Below are 22929 nucleotides of genomic sequence, written 5' to 3' on the forward strand. Positions count from 1 at the left end.
AAGCGAACACTCTTTTGAAAAATATATTCTTTTTATTCGCCGCCCTTGGATTGGTCTGTATCATCCCGATCCGACTTCTCCGCCGCACGGTCCGCTTGTGTCCGGTCGTTGAGAAGCCGAAGAGTACGCGGAAAGAAGCTGGCCTTGGAACCGGGCCGGCCGATATGGACGATGGTAGACTTGCCAAGATCCTTTTCGAAAAGGCCGAAAACCTTGTCGCGCGTCCCCTCGTCCAGGCCTTCGAGGGCTTCGTCGATGACGATCCAGGCCGGCTTCTGCAGAGCGAGACGGGCAAAAGCCACCGTCTGCTGCTCTTCGTCGGCGAGGTCCTTGTCCCAGCGTACATTGCGGTCGAGGTCATCGGCCAGATGCCTAAGCCCCACCGCGGACAGAGCATGCTCGAAATCGGCCTGTTCAAACCTCGCCACCGGCTGCGGATAGGACAGGATCTGTCGCAAGGTGCCCTGGGGCAGATAGGGACGACGCGGCATGAAAGTGACCTGCCCGCCCTTGGGAATGCTGACCTGACCTGAGCCAAAAGGCCAGAGCCCGGCCAGAGTGCGAAAGAGCAGAGTCTTGTTCGCTCCGGCCTCGCTGACGATCAAAACCCGCTCGCCGGGTTGGATCTGGACATGATCTTCGTTGAGCCGGCTGTGCCCGCTCGATGCTTCGATCACCAGATCATCGAGACGGATGCCGTCGTTTTCGGTCTCAGTGAACTTGATATGGCTGGCTTCCGTCTGTTGCGCGTCGATAGTGGTAACGGCGGAGCGGAAATTGGCGACACGCAGCAGCGTCGCCCGCCAATCGGCGATGTTGTTGAAGTTGTCGACCGGCCAACGCAACTGGGCCTGCACGAGATTGAAGGCGGCCACCGCGGCCATCAGCCCACCAAAGGTCAGATTGCCGGCGAGATAGATCGGTGCGGCCACCAGGATCGGTGCCAGATTGGTGAACCAGCCGTATCCGGCAGTCACCCAGGTCAGCCTCGTGGTGGTGGTGACCAGGCGGCGCATCGCCAGCAAGACCGCACGTAAATCGAGATTGAGCTGGCGTTCTTCGTCTTTCTCACCGTTGTTGAGAGAGATGGCATCAACATGTTCGCTTACCCGAACCAACGAAAAGCGGAACTCGGCTTCGCGGGCATAACGGTCGGCGTTGAGCCCTACCAAGGAAGCGCCGACGTGCCACGACATCAGCGACCCTGTCGCCGAGAACAAGATTGCCGCCCAGACCAAGTAACCCGGTATGGAGAAGGTATAGCCTTGGAATTGGAAGTTAAAACCATCGGATACGATCCATAGGGCCGGAATGAAGATTGCCAGATAGATCAATGCCGAGAACAGGCCAATAGCCAGATCGGTCGACAATTCCGTAAGGTGGCGTGCATCCTCATGCAGACGCTGGTCTGGGTTGACGCCGATCTTACTAGAGTTGGACAAACGGAACGCCCTGCGCGGCAGCATCCATTGACCGATGAGATCTTCGACCAATCCCTGTCTCAATTTCAGCTTGATCATCATGCCGAGCCAAGTCTGGCTGACATTGAGAACCAAAAGGCCACCGGCAATGGCAATGAAGACCAAGATCTGCTGGACGAACTGAGCGATGTCCTTACGCGTTAGCGCGTCGTAAAAGGGCTGGTTCCAAGCGATCAACAGCCGCTGGAAATAGGCCGAAGTGACGAGCACGGTGAAGACGCCAACCCCCAGCATGAACAACTGGTTGCGATGAGGCGAGGAAACGAAGGCGCGGGCCATCATGTTGAGCTGCAGCAGCAGCCCGCCCATCGACTGCTCGGACTGCCCAGGCTTGTCCGCCTCGTTGCTCGGCGCTTCGGCAGGCTTCCCGCCGGATTGTGCAACCATGAATCACTCTCCGCCTCGACTATAGCCGGTCATCTGGCAGAGTCATCCTCAAGGGTAAGCGAGTAACGCGTACGACAATCCATCTTATGCGTGAATTCGCGCGTTCATGCGCCTTTTTGCATTTTCATACTTGCATTGCCTCCACTTAAGCGACATAAGCAGCCCGTTCATCGGATCCTGCGTGCCATGGAAACCTCAACTCTTCTCGATGCTGGCCTCATCCCTGCCGAGCGGCAGCGCCTGCTTCTGCAGCGCATCGAACAGGATGGCCGCATCGCGTCTGTCCAGGCGGCGCTGGATTTTGCCGTGTCGGAGGACACCATCCGCCGCGACCTCAAGGAGCTCGCCGACGCTGGCCTGATCGAGCGCGTGCATGGCGGCGCCCTGCGCAAGTCCCGCGCTTCACACCGATTTGATCGACGCCTGATCAGCAACGAGGCGCAGAAGAAGCAATTGGCGGCCTATGCCCTGCGTTTCGTCGAGGCGGGAATGGTCGTCCTGCTCGACCAGAGCACCAGCAATCTGATGCTGGCACGCCAGCTTCCGGTCGAGGCCGGCCTCACCGTGATCACCCCCTCGCCCGACATTGCCGTCGCCGCGCTCGATCGCGGCATCGGCAAGCTGGTGCTGATCGGCGGGCAGGTCGATCCCCAGTCGCGCAGCGCCAGCGGTGCCGGAGCGCTGGAGCAGATCGCCTATCTCAAGCCGGACCTGTGCTTCCTGGGCGCCTGCGCCGTCGACCCGATCGAGGGCGTGACAGTGGTCGACCATGACGATGCCCATCTCAAGCGCGCCATGGTCGCGGCCTCCCGTTCGACGATGGCCTTGGTCACCGCCGAGAAGCTCGACACATGCTCGGCCTATCAGGTCATGCCCTTCGCTCGCCTCGATCGCATGGTCACCGAGAATGCGAGCTCGAACCCCATCCTGCAGCGCTACAGCGAAAGTGGCGTGGAGATCCATCTTGTCTAAAACGTCTCTTTATCGGCCCGGCTGGCGGGTCTGGCATCCAACGGCATTGACCTTCTACGTCAATGGCGCTCTCTACGGTGTCTGGGCCACGCAGATCCCTCTTGCCAAGGAGCGGCTGGGCCTCGATCCCATCGTACTGAGCGTCGTCCTGCTGATGCTCGGCGCCGGGGCCGTGCTCGCCATGGCCGGCAGCGGCTGGATCATCCAGCGTCTCGGCACCGCGGCTCTCATTCGGCTGAGCGGCGTGGTTTTCCTGGCGCTGCTGCCCGCCATTCCCCTTATGCCGGACGTCTGGCTGCTCTCCGCCGTCGTCTTCCTGTTCGGCGCCAGCGGCGGCTGCATGGATGTGGCGATGAATGCCGATGCCGCCAGGATCGAGAAGCAGGTCGGGCGGCCCTATATGTCTTCGTTCCACGGCATGTGGAGCCTGGGCGGATTGACTGGGGCTGGTATCGCCACCCTGATGCTCCGCTGGACCGACGGCGCTACCCAGGCGCTCATCGTGACGGTGGTGCTGGCCGTTATCTTTGCCTGGGGGCAGAGAGGCCTCGCTCCCGGCAAGATTGCGGCAACGGCCGACGCCGGCGCCGGCAAATCGCCCTCCCTGCGCCCGGCCTTTCTCGCCGTCGTGGTCGGCCTGATGGCCGCGCTCGCCTTCAGCGGAGAGGGCGTCGTGCTGGATTGGGCCGCCGTCTTCCTGCGCGAACAATTGGGAGCCGGCCAGGAATTGGCCAATGTCGGCTATGCCGCCTTCGCCGGGGCGATGGCAAGCGTGCGTTTCCTGGGTGACCCTATCCGACGTCACGTCGATGGCGTTCATCTGGTTCGAGGCGGCTGCCTGCTCGCCTTGATCGGGCTCCTGATGGGACCGCTTTCGGGCAATGTCTATGTCGCCATCCTCGGCTATGGCTTGACCGGCATCGGCTTTGCCAATGTGGTGCCGGTCCTGTTCAGCACCGCCGGGGCCATGCCGCGCCCGGAAGTGCAGATCGCAACGATATCGACCATGGGCTATGCTGGCTTGCTGGCGGCCCCGCCTCTGCTCGGAACCGTCGCCCATGTGTCGTCGCTCGCCGGCATCTTCTACGTGGCGGCGGTGTTCACCGTGATCATAGCACTGCTGGCGCCCGTCTGCGCTCCCCGCGGCAACTCCGGGAGCCCGGCTATAGAAGCGGGCTGACCAGCCGCGCCAGATTCTCGGCGACCTTGCGGATCCAGGGGCGCCGGCGCCATCTGTCCAGGTCCATCCGATCGCTGTTGGCGATGTAGTCATCCTGCATGCGTCGCAATTGCAGCGTGACCTCGCGGTCATAGATGACGACCGTGACCTCCGAGTTCAGCACGAAGGAGCGCATATCCATGTTGCTCGAGCCGATCAAGGCGACGTCGGTATCTACCGAGACGTTCTTGGCGTGCAGGAACTTGTCGCGGAAGAGGTGGATGCTCACCCCGGCAGCCAGCAATCCGCCATAATAGGACTGCTGGGCGAAACGTACGAGGCGGTGGTCCGAAACCTTGGGGACGACCAGATGCACGGCGACGCCGCGCAGCACGGCAATCTGCATCGCCTTGTGAACGGCCTCGCTGGGAATGAAATAGGGCGTGACGATCACCACGCGCTGCAAGGCCGAATGGATGGCCGTGACGATCAAGCTCTCGATCCCCCCGACCCGATAATCCGGCCCGCTCGGCAGGACCTGCATCGCCAGGGTGCCACAGGCCGGCGTCGGCGACATCACGCTGTCGAGCGGCAGCGCTTCCTCCGTCTCCAGGAACCAGTCGGCGATGAAGACGGCCTGCAATTCCAGCACCACCGGCCCTTCCAGGCGCAGCATCAGTTCCTGGTTCGAGATGTCGAGCACCGTGCGGGCCGCTATGATGTTCTGAGAGCCGGCATAACCCACCTGCCCGTCCATCACCGCAATCTTGCGGTGATTGCGCAGGTCCGCCCGCGCCGACTTGCGCCGGAAGAAGGTGACCGGAAGGATGGGATGGGCCTCGACGCCATAGTCGGCCAGCGTCGTCAGCACGCTGCGTGCCCATTGCCGAGAGCCGATCGCATCGATGAGCACCCGGCATTTTACGCCGCGCGTCTGCGCCCGGCAGAGGGCTTGCATCACCTTCTGCCCCACTTCGTCGTCGGAGAAGATGTAGAACAGCAGATGGACATGATGCCGGGCGGCATCGATATCGGAAACCAGGCGATCGATCATCCGCGAATAGTCGCCGAGGAAGTCCACCCTCGCCCCATCGACGACCGGCAGCTTGCCCACTCTTTCGATCAGCACCGCAGCACGCGTGAAGCGCCGGGGCAGCCGTTCGCGCGTGACCTCGGTCAACTCGCGGACCTTGTCGGCGGACAAGCTCAGAATGTCGGGAAGGCGTTCGAAACGCTTGCGCCGCCAGCGCGGATAGGTGGCCCGCCCGATCAGAAGGTAAAGCACCAGGGCCGGCCATGGCAGGAACATCACGAGCAGCAGCCAGCTTCGCGCCGCATCCGAATTGCGCCGGAAGGGCACCACCACGATCATGACGAGGCGAACCGCCCATTCGGAATAGAAATAGGCCCACGCCAACACGCTCAAACCCGGCAAGGTCAGATCGGACAACGACAAGGCGGGCCTTTCCATGAAAAAACCCACGCAGCGGGCTGCGTGGGTGTGACTTGCGTCAGATGGCGATCCTCAAAGCGTTCTTCGATCTGACGAAATCGTCAAGCATCGCAAAGACGCGTCCAAACGAGGAACTAGAGCAAAGTACGTCTTCGTAAAAACGCGCTTCCTCTAAGGGATCTCACCCCTTACGGGCACTGCACGCGGCGGTACCGCACGTTGCCGTAGTAATCGTAGTAACGGCGGGTGCAGGCGCGCGGCGTGGTTTCGGCACCCACGATGGCACCGGCTGCGCCGCCGAGCACGCCGCCGACGATGGCGCCGCCGGCCGAACGCGTGGCAAGGCCGCCGATCAGCGCGCCGCCGCCAGCACCGATGGCAGCGCCACCGAGCGCGCGGTCACCGCGCGAATATTCCGAGCAGCCTGCGAGCAAAAGCCCTGCAGCTGCTACGATCAAAATCTTCTTCATGGGAGATCCTCCGTGGATGCCGATCCGTATCGATCATATACAGATACAACCGAGAGCAAAGCCCGATTCTTACATCATGCACACCATGAACCGGAGATGAATGACTAGGTAAGGATAGCTCGTGCTTCAGATGCCATCGCTTTCTGCCAGAGCCGGAGAATATCACTACCGACTCAACCGAAATGACGCATGTCACCGACATACTAACTTCTACGGCGAAGACAAGTTCCCCTTCGTGTACCGGTGCCTTTCGAGGGGCCGGAAAGCCCCCTCGAACGACACTTCTCTCGCAGCTGCGAAAAGGCCGCTTGCACCAGCGCTTCATGACGATTAAGCGGGAATGTCCGGAAATCTAGATAGTTTGGAGCGACAAGCGATGGAAGCGCTCTTCATCGGCCATGCCTATATCGACGTGACCTTCGTTGCGGATGACATGCCGCGCGGCGATGAAAAGTCGGTTGCCAAGGACTATGCCGTCGCGTTCGGCGGCAACGCCACGACGGCCGCTTTCTGCTGCGCCAAGCTAGGCGTGATCCCCGACCTGATCACCACCAATTCGAACGACTGGCTCGGCCGCATGTTCATGGACATGGCGGCGAAATACGGCATCTCCGTCCACCCCCGCAAGGTCAAGCGCTCCTCGCTCTCCTTCATCATGCCCAAGGACGGCAAGCGCGCCATCGTTCGCGCCCGTGACGACGACTATCTGCATCCCTATCCGCATCTCAACCTCGGCAATTGCCGCGCTTTGCACCTCGACGGGCATCTGGCCGATGCCGCGCTCTATTATGCCAAGGAATTCCGCAAGCTCGGGCGCCTGGTTTCGCTCGACGGCGGCGGCCTGCGCTCCAACACCGACGAATTGCTCAATTATGTCGATGTCGCGGTGGTGGCGGAGCGCCTGTGCGAGCAGATGAACCTGACCGAGACCGAGATGCTTGATTATCTCAAGGGCAAGGGCTGCAAGATCGCCGGCGTGACCGCCGGCGAGCGCGGCATGCTGTGGTATGACGAGAGCGGCAAGGTCCAGCGCCTGCCGGCCCTCAACGTGCCCAAGGCTGCAGTGGTCGATACCAACGGCGCCGGCGACATCTTCCACGGCGCCTACATGTACTCCTATCTCAGCCGCCCGCTGTCACGCTGGGAGGAGCATTTCCGCTTCGCGCGCGGCGCCTCCACCCACGCGATCCAGTTCCTCGGCAACGAAGCCAAGCTGCCGACCCGGGCGGATGTGGAATCCATCGAAACGCGGTTCCAGCCCGTCGCCGCTTCCTAGAGCCCTATGAGCCGGCGGGCCCGTCGTGGCCCGCATCGGACTACCCCGACGAGCCCTTCGCCATGGCCGGCTATGTCGCCCTCCTCTACAGCATCGTGCTGACGCCGCAGCGGCGGGTCGTGATGGACGAACTGCGCGCGATCGCAACCGCATGCGGCTGTGACCGTCCCCGCACTCTGGCCTCGACCGGCAACCTCGTCTTCGAGACGCCCGAACAGGACATCGCCGCGCTCGAAACCCGGCTGGAAGCCGGCTTCCTGAACCATTACGGCAAACATGTCGACATCATCGTGCGGAGCGCGGAGGACTGGCGCAGCACAGTCGCCCGCAATCCGTTCCCGGCCGAGGCCGAACGTGACGGCGGCCTCGTCATCGCCCGCCTGATGCGGGTCCCGCTCAGCGACGACACCCTGCTCAAGCTGGAGCGTTATTGCGATAGGGGTGAGCGCCTTGCCCTGGTCGGCGGGGATCTGTGGATTGCCTTCGCTGGGCGCCCGAGCGAAAGCCGCCTTGTCGGCGCCCTTTCCACCAGGCGGCTCGGCGTCGGCACCGCGCGTAACTGGAACACCATACGCGGCCTCGGCCAGATGCTGGCCTGACGCGGGACGCCGGGAGCCATCACGCTCCCGGCTCTCCGGTTTTCTCAACCCTGTGCTGCTTGCGCCTCAGCCACGGCCACCGCCGTCATGTTGACCACGCCGCGCACGGTCACGGCCCGGTTGAGGATGTGGGCCGGCTTGGCGGCACCGATCAGGATCGGGCCGACGGGCAAGGCATCTGCCAGCATGCGCGTGAGCTGGAAGGCGATGTTGGCCGCATCGAGGTTCGGCATCACCAGCACATTCGCCTCGCCCCGCAGCCGCGAGGAACTCAGCTTGAGGTCGCGCAGGCTTTCGGACAGGGCGGTATCCGCCTGCATCTCACCATCAGCCTCCAGATCGGGACGCTGCTCGACCAGGAGTTCCAGGGCCCTGCGCATCTTGCGAGCCGCATCGGTGTCGTAGGAACCGAAATCGGAATGCGACAGCAGGGCGATCTTCGGGTCGATACCGAAGCGACGGACATGCTCGGCCGCCAGGATCGCCATTTCGGCGATCTCTTCCGCGCAAGGGTCGGGCTTGACCTGGGTATCGCAGATGAAGAAGGCGCCCTTCGCGGTCAGGACCAGGGACAGAGCCGAATAATCGCGCACCCCCGGCGCCAGGCCGATGATCTGCCGGACATAGCGCAGATGGCGCATATAGGCCCCTTCCAGGCCGCAGATCATCGCATCGGCATCGCCGCGATGCAGGGCCAGGGCGGCGATCACCGAGGTATTCGAACGCACGATGGTGCGTGCCGTGTCCTGGGTGACGCCGCCGCGCCCGGCCAGGTGATGATAGAGCGACCAATAGTCCTTGTAGCGGGGATCGTCGGCCGGATCGATCACCTCGAAATCATGCCCTGGCTTGATCGTCAGGCCGAAGCGCTGGATGCGGGTCTCGATCACGGAGGGACGCCCGATCAGGATCGGGCGGGCCAGCCCTTCTTCCAGCACCACCTGGGCGGCGCGCAGGACGCGCTCGTCCTCGCCTTCGGCATAGACCACGCGCTTAGGATCGGCCTTGGCGGCGGCGAAGAGCGGCTTCATCACGAAGCCGGAGCGGAAGACAAAACGCGTCAGGCTTTCGGCATAGGCTTCCAGGTCGGTGATCGGGCGGGTCGCGACACCGGTTTCCTGGGCGGCCCGCGCCACGGCAGGAGCGATGCGCAGGATCAGGCGCGGATCGAAGGGCGACGGGATGAGAGAATCGGCGCCGAAGCGACGGCTTTCGCCACCATAGGCACGGGCGACCACATCCGAGGGCGTCTCGCGGGCGAGAGCCGCGATCGCCTCGACGGCCGCGTGCTTCATCTCCTCATTGATGGTGGTGGCACCGCAATCCAGCGCGCCGCGGAAGATGTAGGGAAAGCACAGGACGTTGTTGACCTGGTTCGGGAAGTCCGAACGGCCGGTGCAGATCATGGCATCCGGACGGGTCGCCTTGGCGAGTTCCGGCATGATCTCCGGGAATGGATTGGCAAGCGCCATGATCAGCGGATTATGCGCCATGCGCGCGATCATCTCGGGCTTGAGCACGCCGCCGGCGGAGAGGCCAAGGAAGATATCGGCCCCCTCGATGATGTCGTTGAGGGTACGCGCTTCGGTCTCCTGCGCATAGACATCTTTCCAGGGATCCATCAGCTCGGTGCGGCCCTTATAGACCACGCCCTTGATGTCGGAGATGAAGATGTTCTCGCGCTTGGCGCCAAGCGAGACCAGAAGGTTGAGGCAGGCGAGCGCCGCCGCGCCGGCGCCCGAAGCCACGATCTTGACCTCGCTGATCGCCTTGCCCGCGAGTTCCAGGCCGTTGCGGACGGCGGCGCCGACGATGATGGCCGTGCCATGCTGATCGTCGTGGAAGACCGGGATCTCCATGCGCTCGCGCAGGAGGCGCTCGACCTCGAAGCACTCGGGCGCCTTGATGTCTTCCAGGTTGATGCCGCCGAAAGTCGGCTCAAGCGCCGCGACCACGGTGACGATCTCCTCGATCGACCTGGAGGCGATCTCGATGTCGAAGACGTCGATGCCGGCGAACTTCTTGAACAGGACGGCCTTGCCTTCCATTACCGGCTTGGAGGCGAGCGGGCCGATATCACCGAGGCCGAGCACCGCGGTGCCGTTGGAGACGACGGCGACGAGATTGGAGCGGGCCGTCAGATTGGCCGCCTCGAGCGGATCGGCATGGATTGCCTCGCAGGCCGCCGCCACGCCGGGCGAATAGGCCAGGGCGAGGTCACGCTGGTTGCCGAGCGGCTTGGTCGCCTGGATCTCCAGTTTTCCCGGCTTGGGATAGCGGTGGTAGATCAGTGCCCCGGTCCGCAGATCCTCGGACATGGTCGAGGAATTCGTGGGGGCTGCCGAGCCGGCCTGGACATCTGACATTGCGTTTCCCGTCCTGTTGGCTAGGGCAAAGCGCAATCGTCGAAGGCCGCTTTGCTCTAACGCTTTGTTTCAATGCGTCATTGCGATTCTCGGTAGTCCCCTCAAATCGTAAAACGCTCTAGTCCGAGGCCTTGCGCGGCCCCGGCTTTCTTCGTTTTAGCGCATGCCATTACGGCCGCCAGCCCCGAGACTGTTATTTTTCCTGGACGTTCAGACGAATATGAAGTTCGCGCAGCTGCTTGGGCGTCGCCTCCGAGGGGGCACCCATCAGGATGTCTTCGGCGCGCTGGTTCATGGGGAATAGCGAGATTTCGCGCAGGTTCTGTTCACCCGCCAGCAGCATGACGATGCGATCGACGCCGGCCGCCATGCCGCCATGCGGCGGAGCACCATACTGGAAAGCCCGATACATGCCGCCGAAACGCTCGATCACCGTCTCCTCGCCATAACCGGCAATCTCGAAGGCCTTCACCATCGCTTCCGGCTTGTGGTTGCGGATGCCACCGGAGGCGATCTCGAAACCGTTGCAGGCAATATCGTACTGATAGGCCTTCAGCGTCAGCGGATCCTGGCTGTTGAGCGCATCGAGGCCGCCCTGCGGCATGGAGAAGGGGTTGTGCGAGAAATCGACCTTCTTCTCGTCCTCGTTCCACTCGAACATCGGGAAGTCGACGATCCAGGCGAGCTCGAAACGGCTCTCGTCCACCAGCTTGAGGTCCGTGCCGACCTTGGTACGAGCCGCGCCGGCAAATTTGTAGAACTTGTTCGGATCGCCTGCGACGAAGAAGGCGGCATCGCCAGCCTTCAGGCCGAGCTGCAACCGGATCGCCTCGGCCCTTTCCGGGCCGATATTGTTGGCGATCGGTCCGCGCGCGCCGATGCCTTCGGCATTGGGATCGGCCTGCTTCGTCGTCTCGTCGGTCGCCTTGTCGAAGAACAGGATGTAGCCCAGGCCCGGCTGTCCCTCGCTCTGCGCCCAGGAGTTCATGCGGTCGGCAAAAGTGCGCTGGCCACCACCCGGTCCGGGAATGGCCCAGACCTGGTTGGCGGGATCTTCGAGCATGCGCGCGAAGACCTTGAAGTTCGAGCCGCGGAAATGCTCGGAGACCTCCTGCATGATCAGCGGGTTGCGCAGGTCCGGCTTGTCCGAGCCATATTTGCGCAGCGCCTCCGCATAGGGAATGCGCGGCCAGCCCTTGGTGACGCTCTTGCCCTTGCCGAACTCCTCGAAAATGCCGGTGATCACCGGCTCGACGGCAGCGAAGACGTCTTCCTGGGTGACGAAGCTCATTTCGAGATCGAGCTGATAGAACTCGCCCGGCAGGCGGTCGGCGCGCGGATCCTCGTCGCGGAAGCAGGGCGCGATCTGGAAGTAGCGGTCGAAACCCGCCATCATCAACAGCTGCTTATATTGCTGCGGCGCCTGCGGCAAAGCGTAGAACTTGCCGGGATGGATGCGCGAGGGCACCAGGAAGTCGCGCGCACCTTCCGGCGAAGAGGCCGTCAGGATCGGCGTCTGGAATTCGTTGAAGCCTGCGGCCTTCATGCGCGTGCGCATGCCGTCCACCACCTTGCCACGCAGCATGATGTTGTTGTGGATGCGCTCACGCCTGAGATCGAGGAAGCGGTATTTCAGGCGCGTCTCTTCCGGATAGTCCTGGTCACCGAACACGGGCAGTGGCAGTTCGGCAGCCTGGCCGAGCACCTCGATCTCGGTGACGTAGATTTCCACCAGGCCCGTCGGCATCTCGTGGTTCTCGGTACCCTCGGGGCGCTTGCGCAGCTTGCCGTCCACGCGCACGACCCATTCCGAGCGCAGGGTCTCGGCCACCTTGAAGGCCGGCGAATCCGGATCGACCACGCACTGGGTCAGGCCGTAATGGTCGCGCAGGTCGATGAACAGCAGGCCACCATGGTCGCGGATGCGGTGGCACCAGCCGGAAAGCCGCACGTCCTGCCCGACATGGTCGAGGCGAAGATCGGCGCAGGTGTGAGAGCGATAACGGTGCATAGGCGTGTCTTTCCGGACAAAGCGTTTTGCGATCGGACGGTATCACCGAGAATCGCAAAGACGGCGTCAAATGATGGTGCCAGAGTATAAATGCGTTTTCGCCAAAACGCGCTTTGCTCTGGAGTTTGAGGTCATAGACCCCAACGCCACCGCCGTCGTCAAGGTTGAGCTTGTCTTGTTCGGTGTCGAACGCGCCCAGACATGCATTCAAGGCCGAAAACCTTGCCATGTGACGCCGCGTGCCCGATAAGCATATTCATGCCACAATCCTCCAGTTCCCCAGTCGCCATCATCACCACAACCCAGGACCTCGAAGCCGCCTGCGCCCGTCTCGCCGCTCATGCCTTCGTAACCGTCGACACGGAGTTCCTGCGTGAAACCACCTTCTGGCCCAAGCTCTGCGTGGTGCAGGTCGCCAGCCCCGAAGAAGCCGTGGTCATCGATGCCTTGGCCGAGGGCCTCGATCTAGCCCCCCTGTTCGAGCTGTTGCGCAACGAGAAGGTGCTGAAGGTCTTCCACGCCGCCCGGCAGGATATCGAGATCGTCTGGCACCTCGCCGGCTTCATTCCCGCGCCGCTGTTCGACACGCAGGTCGCCGCCATGGTGCTGGGCTATGGCGACTCCATTGCCTATGACCAATTGGTCCAGCGCATCACCAACGCTCATATCGACAAGTCGTCCCGTTTCACGGACTGGTCGAAGCGCCCCCTCACCCAGGCCCAGATCAACTACGCCGTCTCGGACGTCACCCATTTGCGCGACGTCTATCTCAAGCTTGCGGCGTCGCTCGAGAAAAGAAAGAGGAGCCATTGGGTCGGCGACGAAATGTCTGTTCTGACTTCGCCGGATACCTATCGGCAGGCCCCGGAGGATGCCTGGCGGCGGGTGAGCGGACGCGTGCGCAAGCCGCGCGATCTTGCCGTGCTGGTCGAGGTAGCGGCCTGGCGCGAGCGCGAGGCTCAGTCGAAGAACGTGCCGCGTTCGCGTGTGCTCAAGGATGACGCCATCACCGAAGTCGCTCTGCAGGCCCCGGACACGCCGGAGAAGCTGGCCGGTATCCGCATGATTCCGAAGGGATGGGAACGCTCCCGCCCTGGCCTCGACCTGATCGAAGCGGTGAAGGCCGGTCTGGCTCGAGACCCCGCGAGCCTGCCACGCCAGGCGCCGCCGCGGATCGCCAGCAATGGCGCCGGCGCGACGGTGGAACTGCTCAAGGTATTGCTGAAGATGGTGGCTGAAAGCCAGGGCGTCGCCGCCAAGGTGATCGCCACTACCGACGATCTCGACATGATCGCCGACAGCGATACCGCAGATGTCCCTGCCCTGCATGGCTGGCGCCGGGAACTGTTCGGCGAGAAGGCGCTCGCCCTCAAGCACGGCAAGCTGGCTCTGGCGATCGAACGCGGCAAGGTCGCGGCAATTAGCCGATAGCTGGCTGTAATTGACTTGCGCTATGAGCCGGGTGAAGGCTGGGCGAATCGTTCGATTCGCCGGCCCTTTTGGCGCATCGTAGGCAGGAGTATGAGCATAAAATGAAGGTCGCGGTTCTCGGCAGCGGCGTGATCGGAGTGACCTCCGCCTATTATCTGGCGAAGGCCGGACATGAAGTCGTCGTGCTGGACCGCCAGCCCGGCCCGGCTCTCGAGACCAGCTTCGCCAATGCCGGCGAGGTTTCGCCCGGCTATGCCTCGCCCTGGGCTGCCCCCGGCATCCCGCAAAAGGCGATCAAGTGGCTGTTGATGAAGCATGCCCCGCTGATCCTGCGCCCCCGCCCCGATCCGGCGATGGTCGCCTGGGTCTGGCGCATGCTCCTCAACTGCACCTCCGAGCGCTATGCCATCAACAAGAGCCGCATGGTTCGCCTGGCCGAATATAGCCGAGACAAGCTGATCGAACTCAGGGCCGCCACCGGCATCCGCTATGACGAACGCATGCAGGGTACGCTGCAGCTCTTCCGCACCCAGAAGCAGCTCGACGGCATCGGCAAGGATGTCGAGGTGCTCAAGCGCGATGGCGTTCCCTTCGAGGTCCTCGACGCGGATGGCTGTATCGGTGCCGAACCGGCTCTTGCCCATGTCCGTTCCCTGATCCGCGGCGGCCTGCGCCTGCCGAATGACGAGACCGGCGACTGCTACAAATTCACCGGCGCGCTGGCGAGCCTGGCCGAAACGCTCGGCGTGCGCTTCCGCTACGGTGTCGAGGTCAAGCAGCTTGTCTTCGCCGGAGACAGGATCGAGGGCGTCGAGACGAGCACGGGCGTGGAGAAGGCCGATGCCTATATCGCGGCTTTCGGCAGCTATACGCCCGGTTTCGTCGCGCCGCTCGGCCTCAAGGTGCCGGTCTACCCGGTCAAAGGCTATTCACTCACCATTCCGATTGTCGACGAGAGCCGCGCGCCTGTCTCCACCATCATGGACGAGACCTACAAGATCGCGATCACCCGGCTCGGTGATCGCATCCGCGTCGGCGGCATGGCCGAGATTTCAGGCTTCAGCAAGGACCTGCCGCCGGCTCGCCGTGACACGCTGGCCCAGTCGGTCAGCGATCTCTTCGGCGGTTCGGGCGATCTCGCGGCCGCGAGCTTCTGGTCGGGCCTGCGCCCGATGACGCCTGACGGCACGCCGGTGATAGGACGAACCCGCTACAAGAACCTCCTGCTCAACACCGGCCACGGCACGCTGGGCTGGACCATGGCCTGCGGCTCCGGCCGGGTGATGGCCGATATCGTCAGCGGCAAGAAGCCGGAGATCGACGTTTCGGACCTCGGATTGAACCGCTACGGAGCCTGAACGCTCCGGTCCTTCATCCTCGCAAGGGCCACACCCCGCTGGCGGCAGGCAGCGGGGATTGAAGGCTGCTGCCAGCCCGTCTCACTCTATTCAGCCGCCACCGTCACGGTCTCCTGCGGATCGAGGATGCGGATCAGGGCCTCGCGGCCGATCAGGCGCCCGAGCGCCTTCATGCGGGCGTTGAGCCGCTCGCCCACCAGTCCCTCCAGATCGCGGGGCACATCGAGCAACAACTTGCCATGGCTGACATAGAGCGGCGCGCGCGGCAGCACGCCCGGCATCGAGGCGGACAGGATGTAGCCCACCCGCATCAGCCCCCCGAGAATGCGCGCCCGGTCGAGAATACGCGCAGTGGCAATCTCGCGGATACGCGGAGAGAGTTCCTCCTCGTTCAGGCCGACATGGCGGAAATAGTTTGCCACCGCCATATAGGCACGCCCACGATGATCGACGCCGACAAAGGCGGCGTGGGCGATGATGTTGAGACTCTGTTCGCCGCGATAATCGGGGTGGGCACGCCAGCCGATATCGGCCACCAGGCAGGCCGCATGGCGCTGGCGTTTTTCGTCGGCAGTTTCGTCGAGGTGCGTCGATGCCGTGAAGCGGTCGCTCCAACGCACCAATTCCTCGCCATGCCGCGGCGAGCGCGAACGCAGGATGTTGAGCTCGCTCGCTGCCGTGATCAGGGGATCGAGCTTGCGGCTCTCCTCGTCGAGCAGCGAATAGAGCAGGCCTTCGCGCACGCCCTGGGCCGAGATCACCACATCGCGCGGCTTGCCAGCCTTGATGACCTCGCTCATCACCGCCGCGCCATAGGCGAGCAGCGGAAGGCGTCCTGTCGAAACGGTGTCCTTGCCGATCAAGGTGGTGTTGTCGACCCGCATGATCAGCTTGCAGAAATCGAGCATCTCCCGTGCCGGCACGCTATAGCCATGCATGATGTGCAGGGGATAGCCGAGCTGCATCATGTGCAGCTTGGCGAGCGATCGCCAGGTGCCACCGACCGCATAGAAGGTGCGATCCTTCAAATGTTTCAGCGGGTCCGCCTTGGAAAGCTTGTCCTGGGCGATCTTGGCCGCCTTGCGCACCGACTGGCCGGAGGTGTCCTGCAGCGCCAGGCCGCCGAGCGGCGTCGTCATGCCCGAACCGGCGCGATGGCCGTGCACCTCGATGAGTTCGAGCGAACCACCGCCCATGTCGCCGACCACGCCGTCCGGCATGTGGAAACCGGAGATCACGCCATAGGCCGAAAGGCGCGCCTCGCGCTTGCCCGACAGGACCTCGATCTCGGTCCGGCAGATCGCCGTGGCACGGGCGATGAATTCCTCGCCGTCCTCGGCATCGCGCGCCGCCGCCGTGGCCAGCACGTAGAGTTCCCTAACGCCCATGGTATCGCACAGGGCGCGGAAGCGGATCAGGGCAGCATAGGCTTTGGCGACGGCCGCTGGATCAAGACGCTTGGTGGTCATCACGCCACGGCCGAGACCGCACAGCACCTTCTCGTTGAAGACGGCCGTTGGAGCGCGCGTCAGCCCCTCATAGACGACGAGACGAACCGAGTTTGAGCCGATGTCGATCGTCGCGATCGGCGGCCCCTGGCAGATGCGCCCCTGTGCGAAACCGGGCTGCCTCGTCCCCGGCTCCGCCGCGTCGGCAGCCTGGACATGGGGCAGCGTGTCAGCGTCGGCGGCTGAGGAGCGTTCGGGGAGAGTTGTGTTCAAGAGATTTGCCTCGTCCCGATAGGCTGGGATTGGTCATGAAATATTTGTGGGCGTTGAAGGGCTCTTCATCAGGCTGCGGGACTATGCGTTCGGCGGTCCCGTCGGGCAAGATGCTCCAGCTCTGTTGGTTGTCGATAAGGTTGGCGATCATGATCTGGTCGAGCACCTGCTCATGCACCGTCGGGTTGAGGATCGGGCAGAGCGCCTCGACGCGCCGGTCGAGATTGCGCTCCATCAGATCGGCCGAGGAGATGTAGACCGCAGCCTTCTGGTGCGGCAGGCCATGGCCGTTGCCGAAGGCATAGATGCGGCCATGCTCCAGGAAGCGGCCGACGATGGACTTGACGCGGATATTTTCCGACAGGCCGGGAACACCCGGCCTCAGACAGCAGATGCCGCGCACCACCAGATCGACCTGCACGCCCGCCTGGCTGGCGGCATAGAGCGCGTCGATGATCATGGTATCGACCAGCGAGTTGCATTTGCACCAGATGGCACCCGGCCGGCCGGCCTTGGCGTGCTCGATCTCGGCATTGATGTGATCGAGGATGCGCTGCTTGAGCGAGACGGGCGAGACCGCCATGCGCTCCAGAGCCGCCGGCTCGGCATAGCCGGTGATGAAGTTGAAGATGCGCGAGACGTCGCGCGCGATCACGGGATCGGCAGTGAAGAAGGACAGGTCCGTGTAGATGCGCGCCGTGATCGGATGGTAGTTGCCGGTGCCGACATGGCAATAGGACACGAGTTGGCCCATCTCGCGCCGCACCACCAGCGAAAGCTTGGCGTGGGTCTTCAGTTCGATGAAACCGAACACCACCTGCACGCCGGCGCGTTCGAGATCGCGCGCCCAGCGTATGTTGGCTTCCTCGTCGAAGCGCGCCTTCAGCTCCACCAGTGCCGTGACCGATTTGCCGGCCTCGGCGGCTTCTGCCAGCGCCTTGACGATCGGGCTGTTGGAGGAAGTGCGGTACAGCGTCTGCTTGATGGCGACCACGTTCGGATCGCGCGCTGCCTGGTTGAGGAACTGCACCACCACATCGAAGGATTCGTAGGGGTGGTGCACCAGGATGTCCTTCTGCCGGATGGCGGCGAAGGCATCGGCCCCATGATCGCGGATACGCTCGGGCGAGCGCGGCGAATAGGGCTTGAATTTGAGGTCCGGACGGTCGAGCCCGACGAGTTGCGACAATTCGTTGAGGGCGAGCATGCCCTCGACGCGAAACACCGCGTCGTCGGCGACGTCGAGTTCCTCTGTCACGAACTGGCGAATGCTGTCGGGCATGCCGGCCTCGATCTCGAGGCGGATCACCACGCCGCGCCGGCGCTGCTTCAACGCCGTCTCGAACAGCAACACCAGATCTTCCGCCTCTTCTTCGACTTCGAGATCGGAGTCGCGGATGACGCGGAAAGACCCCTGCCCCTTCACGGTATAGCCGGGGAACAGTTTGGCGATGAACAGCACCGCCAGATTTTCCAGCGTGATGTAGCGGGCTGCCCCGGTTTCGGCGAAGTCCGGCAGGCGGATGAAACGCTCGACCTTGTGGGGCGCACGGATCAGGGCGTTCAGCATGCGCCCGTCGCTCATGCGCTTGAGCTGCAGGGCGATGGTGAAGCCGAGATTGGGAATGAACGGGAACGGATGAGCCGGGTCGACGGCGAGCGGCGTCAGGATCGGAAAGATGTAGCTGAGGAAATAATCGTCCAGCCAGGCACGCTCGGCCTTGGAAAGGTCGCGCGGCTCGGTGATCACGATGCCTTCGAGCAGCAAGTCGTCACGCAATTCGTTCCAGCGTTTCTGCTGGTCGGTGGCGAGCTTGGACACGGCCTCGCCGATCTTGACGAGTTGCTCGGCCGGCGACAGGCCATCGGGGCTGCGCGCCGTGACGTCCTCACGCACCTGGCCAATCAGGCCGGCGACGCGCACCATGAAGAACTCATCGAGATTGCTGGCCGAGATCGACAGGAAGCGCAGCTGCTCGAGCAGGGGATGACTCTTGTTGGACGCCTCCTCCAGCACGCGGCGATTGAACTGCAGCCAGGAAATCTCGCGATTGATGAAGCGGTCCGGGCTGACGCGTAGCGCGATCGAGTTTTGGGGGGGAGCCACGTCACGTGCCGCCTCCCGTATCTCATCGCCTTGCATCGCGCTCTCCGCCGTCTGTGCCGTGCTGGTCATGGTCGTCAATGCCGCTCGCTATGTCCCAGGCTGCCGTTCCCCATCCCGCCAGTCGGAATCGCCGCCCGTCATGGGGAAGCCTGCTTAGGCCGCCTATATGACAATGCTGTCACATAAAATGGCCGTGCTGGGGAAAATTCGCAAAACTTCGCCCCGTCGCCTGTGGAACCATCACTGGCGCGCTCAACGAGCTGGACCCAGGCAGACCGCATGAGGCATCTTCCATGCGACCCTCGAGCCCCTCATCCCCAACGGACAGAACGACCAGTCCGCTCCAGGAGCAAATCAGGCATGTGCAGGCTCCCAGTTGTTCCCATGATTATCCTGGCCTGCCTGTTCGCCCAACTGACACATGTCGCAGCCCAGACCGATGCCTCTCGGGTGCTCCAGACCGATCGATCCGGCGCTTCCGGGTGTGTTTCGGTGCAGGATACCCGCAATCCAAGCGAAAATGGAGGCGCCCTCATCGGTTGCATCAATCCGATGACGGGTGCTTTCGAGCTTCCGTCCAATCTGCGCAACCGTGAGGATATCGACGAGCGCGTCCTCAGATCCTATGGTTTTCGCGGCGACGGAGAGAGCCATCCGCTGTCCAGCATTACCATTCTCAACGGTCGCAGCACCGCGGGCTGGTCCCTGGTGCAATGGCAGGCGATACTCCCGGCGGCACGCTCTCTTTCGGACGAGATCGACGGCGTCGTCATCAATTCGCTGATCCAGACGAATTCGAGCGCCCTGAAGTTCCGCCTGGGTCCCCTGACCGCCCGTTTCTCCACACCGATCATCTCTGCTTGCGGCAAAAGCATTCGCTTCGAGGGAGCCGGACCGGGACTCACCATATTTCGCTTCGGCGCCAGCAATGGCTGGGATCACTGCGGGACAGGCGCCCCGAAGGGAGACAAGCTGGAGCTTCAGGGCATCAAATTCCAATCCAACGATACCGCCTCCAGGAGCACCATCGGAATCAACGCCAGGTTTACGCCTGGCGTCAACGGGACTTATTCCAACTTCGCTCTCGAAAATTTCAACACCGGCATGGTCTTGGTCAACTCGGCCGGCACTATGATCGAGGGCGGCATGATCACTGCCGGACCATCGCGCAAAGGCCTGGCCAGCACGGGAACCGGTATCTGGTTTCGCGGGACGAATACCTTCGTCAATCGTATCCAGAACACGCTGACCCAATATTACAGGACCGGCTATCGTTTCCAGTCGACCAATCCCCCAAGGATACTGGGGCTCGAGGATCAGAGCCTGATCAATTCGGCTGCCGGGGAAGTCGGCACCTGCATACAGATCGATTCCGACTATAAGGGCTACTCCCCGCTCCAATATGTGACGGATAATTTCTCTTGCGACGCCTATGAAGGCCATGTCGATGCACGACAAGTCTCGCATCTGTCCATCAAGGGCGGCAATTGGCTGATCCACCCAGCCGCGGGATCCTGGACGCCAGCCGGCAAGAACTTCTTCAATTTTTGCAGAGCCTCGACGGTACGCCTCGAAGGAGCCTGGATTTCCAACAACGCCCAACCCCTCGAAATTCGCTCCCTCATCAACGTCACCACCGATCGCTGCGGTATTCCGACCGGAGCCGGCGCATCGGATGTGCAGATCCGCAACAACAAGATCGAATATCGGGGCTTGAAGACCTCGGCGGCCTTGATCGTCAAAACCGCCGGCACCAGCGGGGTGGTGGTCGCCGGGAATCTCTTCACCGAATTCTTCAAGCCCGGACCGCCGCCATCCAATGCATTTTCATGGGCCGGTTCGGATGCCCAATCGGCTCTTTATCAAGGCCTCCCCGGCGAACTCGTGCAGACATCGCCGCCGCCGGTCGACATGAGCGACGGGGTTGTACGCGACATCGGGACATTCTCCCTCGCGCCGGGCGTTTGGAGTTGCCACGCCCAACTCCAGCTCCTGCCGGCCGGCGGGACGAAGGTTAGAGCTTTTCAGGGGGCCTTCAGTATCCAATCCACCGCGATGCCGATTGCACCCGGACAAGGCATGTTCATGGAAACCGGCGAATGGTCGGGCGGGGAAATTCGGGGGGTCGGTCCATTCGTGTTCGACTTCACCGCGAAAACGCAGAGTACCCCTGTCCATATCGTCGGAGCGGCGTCTTTCGCCGGAGGCCAACTTCAGATGAATACCGTCGGCCAGTGCGTCCGTTTGCGATAGAGCTCGCATCATGATGAGCCGATCGCGACGAGACGCGATCGATTTCACTCCTCGTCGAATGGCGACGCCAGCACTTCCTTGAGCAGTTCGGCCGCAAGGGCCCGCGTGATCCGGCGGCCGCGTGACAGGCCTTCGCGATCGAGTACGGCAACCACCTGGCGTGCTGCGGCGAAGGAGCGCTCGATACGGTTGACGAGGAAGTCGACCAGCGTGCTGTCGACGATGAGCTGGCGGTCGAGAAAAAGCTTCACCAGCAGCATGCGAAACAGACCGTCATCCGGCGTCGCGATGGTCAGGGCCGTCATGGCCCGCAGCCGCGAGATGAGGTCCGGAAGCGCGAGCCCCCAGCGCTCAGGGGGATCGTGGGCGGTGATCAGCAAGGAAGCGCCCGCCTCGCCCGTGAGGTTGAGCAGATGGAAAAGCGCCGTCTCGTCGATGCCGCGCCCGGCATCCTCGATCACCACCGCCTTGTGTGAGACCAAGACAGGGACATTGTCGTCCCGCAGTGCCTCGCCCGCCAGCGTGACTGCGCCAGCCGCATCCGACCAGATCGCCGCCAAATGACTCTTGCCCGAGCCGCTCGGGCCGATCAGCAAGGCACGGCGGGACGGCCAGTCGGGCCAGCGCTCGATGAAGGCATAGGCGGCCTCGTTGGAGGGCGAGACCAGGAAATCCTCGCGGGCAAACGAGGCCTGCAACGGCAGATCGAGCGCCAATTGGCGGGGAAGCGTCACGACGAAGGGTCCGATGGCAGTGCCGCAGCCTGATCTTGGCCGACATGCCCGGTATAATACTGGCTGGCGAGGTAGCGCGACAAGGCAAAGCGCACCAGCACGCCGATCGCCGCCGCCACCGGCACGGCAACCAGGAGGCCGATGAAGCCGAACAGGCTGCCAGCGGCCAGCAGGGCGAACATCAGCCAGACCGGATGCAGCCCGACCGAACCGCCGACCAAGCGTGGCGAGAGCACATAGCCTTCGAGAATCTGTCCCGCCACGAAGACCAGGGCGGCATAGACCGGCAAATGCCAGTCCGGCCAGACCTGGACCAGCGCCACGCTGACGCTGACCACGAAGCCGAGAATGGAACCGACATAGGGGATGAAGGAGGCCAGACCCGTACACAGCCCGATGAGGAAGCCGAAGCTGACACCGAGAAAGGTCAGGCATGAGCCGTAGAACAGCCCGAGCAGGAAGCAGACCGTCGCCTGGCCGCGCACGAAGCCGGCGATGGCGGCATCGATGTCGCGGAAGATGCCGCGGATGGCATCGGCATGGTCACGCGGCAGCCAGCTGTCGACGCGCGCCACCATATGATCCCAGTCGAGCAGGATGTAGAAAGCCACCACCGGCGTGACGATCAGGATGCTGACCACCCCGATGACAGCCTGGCTGCCCGACCAGAGCGAGGAGACGAAGGTGGCAAGCACCTGGGCACCCTGCCCGACATAGTCGCCGAGCGACTTCTGGATGTCCTGCAGCCGTTCGGTGAGCAGGCCCCCGAGCCAGCTCTGGTTGAGTTCGCCCAGAATGCGCTGCATGGAGGCTACGATGCTCGGCAGCCTCTCGCGCAATCCGTTGAACTGCTCGCCCAGCATCGGCACCAGCAGGAGGATCGCCAGCACGATGAGGAAGATGAAGCCGAGCAGGATCACCGAGGCGGCCGCCCACCGCGGCAAGCCCAGCCTCTCCAGCCTGTCGGCGACGGGATCGAGGAAATAGGCAATCACCAGGCCGGCGATGAAGGGCCATACCATGCCCTGGAGCAGCCAGATCAGCGCGATGAACAAAGCCAGCGCACCGAGCCAGAAGAATACCTGCCGTTGGAGGCTCATCCATTCGCTCCTGAAGCTCGATCCACACCGTTCTCCCCGGCCAAGCAAACC

17 protein-coding genes are annotated in these 22929 nt (G+C 63.0%); 7 read left to right on the forward strand and 10 right to left on the reverse strand.

Annotated features, from left to right (window positions below):
- Window positions 1-32: 32 nt before the first annotated feature.
- A complete protein-coding gene (locus BA190_RS19215) occupies window positions 33-1790 on the reverse strand; it encodes an ABC transporter ATP-binding protein/permease (protein ID WP_162275147.1) in 1758 nt (585 codons plus the stop codon).
- Between the two features lie 264 nt (window positions 1791-2054).
- On the opposite strand from BA190_RS19215, the gene BA190_RS19220 reads away from it, so the two are divergent.
- Window positions 2055-2840, forward strand: a complete 786-nt coding sequence (locus tag BA190_RS19220; protein WP_068290881.1) for a DeoR/GlpR family DNA-binding transcription regulator — start codon at window positions 2055-2057, stop codon at window positions 2838-2840.
- Window positions 2833-4020, forward strand: a complete 1188-nt coding sequence (locus BA190_RS19225; RefSeq protein ID WP_162275149.1) for an MFS transporter — start codon at window positions 2833-2835, stop codon at window positions 4018-4020. The genes BA190_RS19220 and BA190_RS19225 overlap by 8 nt, the downstream gene beginning before the upstream one ends.
- Here BA190_RS19225 and cls read toward each other — a convergent pair.
- Entirely contained in the window at window positions 4004-5455 is a 1452-nt protein-coding gene (gene cls / locus BA190_RS19230) for a cardiolipin synthase (RefSeq protein WP_245314842.1), read from the reverse strand. The genes BA190_RS19225 and cls overlap by 17 nt on opposite strands.
- Window positions 5456-5640: 185 nt before the next feature.
- Window positions 5641-5922, reverse strand: coding sequence for a membrane lipoprotein lipid attachment site-containing protein (locus tag BA190_RS19235; RefSeq protein WP_068290883.1), 282 nt, complete (start codon window positions 5920-5922; stop codon window positions 5641-5643).
- A gap of 376 nt (window positions 5923-6298) precedes the next feature.
- Here BA190_RS19235 and BA190_RS19240 point away from each other — a divergent pair, with 376 nt between their 5' ends.
- Window positions 6299-7198 (forward strand): sugar kinase, encoded by a 900-nt coding sequence (locus BA190_RS19240; protein WP_068290885.1) that lies wholly within the window; start codon window positions 6299-6301, stop codon window positions 7196-7198.
- 62 nt (window positions 7199-7260) lie between these two features.
- Window positions 7261-7797: a DUF1697 domain-containing protein gene (locus BA190_RS19245; protein WP_068290887.1), complete on the forward strand. Its 537-nt coding sequence runs from the start codon at window positions 7261-7263 to the stop codon at window positions 7795-7797.
- Window positions 7798-7841: 44 nt separating this feature from the next.
- On the opposite strand, the gene BA190_RS19250 is transcribed toward BA190_RS19245, so the two are convergent.
- Both BA190_RS19250 and aspS read right to left on the reverse strand, forming a co-directional pair.
- Window positions 7842-10163 carry an NADP-dependent malic enzyme gene (locus tag BA190_RS19250; RefSeq protein WP_305773778.1) on the reverse strand — a complete coding sequence of 774 codons (2322 nt, stop codon included), beginning with the start codon at window positions 10161-10163 and terminating at the stop codon, window positions 7842-7844.
- 193 nt (window positions 10164-10356) lie between these two features.
- The gene (gene aspS, locus BA190_RS19255) at window positions 10357-12174 is read right to left on the reverse strand and encodes an aspartate--tRNA ligase (RefSeq protein ID WP_068290888.1); all 1818 of its coding nucleotides are present in this window, start codon (window positions 12172-12174) and stop codon (window positions 10357-10359) included.
- A gap of 258 nt (window positions 12175-12432) precedes the next feature.
- Between aspS and rnd the strand changes: the two genes are divergently transcribed.
- Window positions 12433-13605: a ribonuclease D gene (gene rnd, locus BA190_RS19265; RefSeq protein WP_068290892.1), complete on the forward strand. Its 1173-nt coding sequence runs from the start codon at window positions 12433-12435 to the stop codon at window positions 13603-13605.
- 101 nt (window positions 13606-13706) lie between these two features.
- Window positions 13707-14963 (forward strand): D-amino acid dehydrogenase, encoded by a 1257-nt coding sequence (locus tag BA190_RS19270; protein ID WP_068290894.1) that lies wholly within the window; start codon window positions 13707-13709, stop codon window positions 14961-14963.
- 86 nt (window positions 14964-15049) lie between these two features.
- On the opposite strand, the gene BA190_RS19275 is transcribed toward BA190_RS19270, so the two are convergent.
- The 3 genes from BA190_RS19275 to BA190_RS36015 form a co-directional block, all read right to left on the reverse strand.
- Window positions 15050-16567 carry a Ppx/GppA family phosphatase gene (locus BA190_RS19275; RefSeq protein WP_068291002.1) on the reverse strand — a complete coding sequence of 506 codons (1518 nt, stop codon included), beginning with the start codon at window positions 16565-16567 and terminating at the stop codon, window positions 15050-15052.
- Between the two features lie 73 nt (window positions 16568-16640).
- Window positions 16641-18827 carry an RNA degradosome polyphosphate kinase gene (locus BA190_RS19280; protein WP_068290896.1) on the reverse strand — a complete coding sequence of 729 codons (2187 nt, stop codon included), beginning with the start codon at window positions 18825-18827 and terminating at the stop codon, window positions 16641-16643.
- 318 nt (window positions 18828-19145) lie between these two features.
- Complete coding sequence (locus tag BA190_RS36015; protein WP_156771594.1) at window positions 19146-19445, reverse strand: hypothetical protein; 300 nt, start codon at window positions 19443-19445, stop codon at window positions 19146-19148.
- Window positions 19446-19499: 54 nt separating this feature from the next.
- Between BA190_RS36015 and BA190_RS19285 the strand changes: the two genes are divergently transcribed.
- Entirely contained in the window at window positions 19500-21044 is a 1545-nt protein-coding gene (locus BA190_RS19285) for a hypothetical protein (RefSeq protein WP_156771595.1), read from the forward strand.
- Between the two features lie 44 nt (window positions 21045-21088).
- On the opposite strand, the gene BA190_RS19290 is transcribed toward BA190_RS19285, so the two are convergent.
- Complete coding sequence (locus tag BA190_RS19290) at window positions 21089-21778, reverse strand: hypothetical protein (protein WP_068290904.1); 690 nt, start codon at window positions 21776-21778, stop codon at window positions 21089-21091.
- Window positions 21775-22878, reverse strand: coding sequence for an AI-2E family transporter (locus tag BA190_RS19295; protein ID WP_082979872.1), 1104 nt, complete (start codon window positions 22876-22878; stop codon window positions 21775-21777). Before BA190_RS19295 ends, BA190_RS19290 begins: the two co-directional genes overlap by 4 nt.
- Window positions 22879-22929 lie beyond the last annotated feature (51 nt).

Source organism: Labrys sp. WJW (assembly GCF_001676615.1).
Lineage (GTDB): Bacteria > Pseudomonadota > Alphaproteobacteria > Rhizobiales > Labraceae > Labrys > Labrys sedimenti.

Excerpts from the sequence above, each read along its gene's own strand:
- BA190_RS19215 (WP_162275147.1), bottom strand. The coding sequence starts at position 1,790 with ATGGGCGGGCTGCTGCTGCAGCTCAACATGATGGCCCGCGCCTTCGTT.
- BA190_RS19220 (WP_068290881.1), top strand. The coding sequence starts at position 2,055 with ATGGAAACCTCAACTCTTCTCGATGCTGGCCTCATCCCTGCCGAGCGG.
- BA190_RS19235 (WP_068290883.1), bottom strand. The coding sequence starts at position 5,922 with ATGAAGAAGATTTTGATCGTAGCAGCTGCAGGGCTTTTGCTCGCAGGC.
- BA190_RS19240 (WP_068290885.1), top strand. The coding sequence starts at position 6,299 with ATGGAAGCGCTCTTCATCGGCCATGCCTATATCGACGTGACCTTCGTT.
- BA190_RS19245 (WP_068290887.1), top strand. The coding sequence starts at position 7,261 with ATGGCCGGCTATGTCGCCCTCCTCTACAGCATCGTGCTGACGCCGCAG.
- BA190_RS19250 (WP_305773778.1), bottom strand. The coding sequence starts at position 10,163 with ATGTCAGATGTCCAGGCCGGCTCGGCAGCCCCCACGAATTCCTCGACC.
- aspS (WP_068290888.1), bottom strand. The coding sequence starts at position 12,174 with ATGCACCGTTATCGCTCTCACACCTGCGCCGATCTTCGCCTCGACCAT.
- rnd (WP_068290892.1), top strand. The coding sequence starts at position 12,433 with ATGCCACAATCCTCCAGTTCCCCAGTCGCCATCATCACCACAACCCAG.
- BA190_RS19270 (WP_068290894.1), top strand. The coding sequence starts at position 13,707 with ATGAAGGTCGCGGTTCTCGGCAGCGGCGTGATCGGAGTGACCTCCGCC.
- BA190_RS19280 (WP_068290896.1), bottom strand. The coding sequence starts at position 18,827 with ATGCAAGGCGATGAGATACGGGAGGCGGCACGTGACGTGGCTCCCCCC.
- BA190_RS36015 (WP_156771594.1), bottom strand. The coding sequence starts at position 19,445 with ATGGCTCTCTCCGTCGCCGCGAAAACCATAGGATCTGAGGACGCGCTC.
- BA190_RS19295 (WP_082979872.1), bottom strand. The coding sequence starts at position 22,878 with ATGAGCCTCCAACGGCAGGTATTCTTCTGGCTCGGTGCGCTGGCTTTG.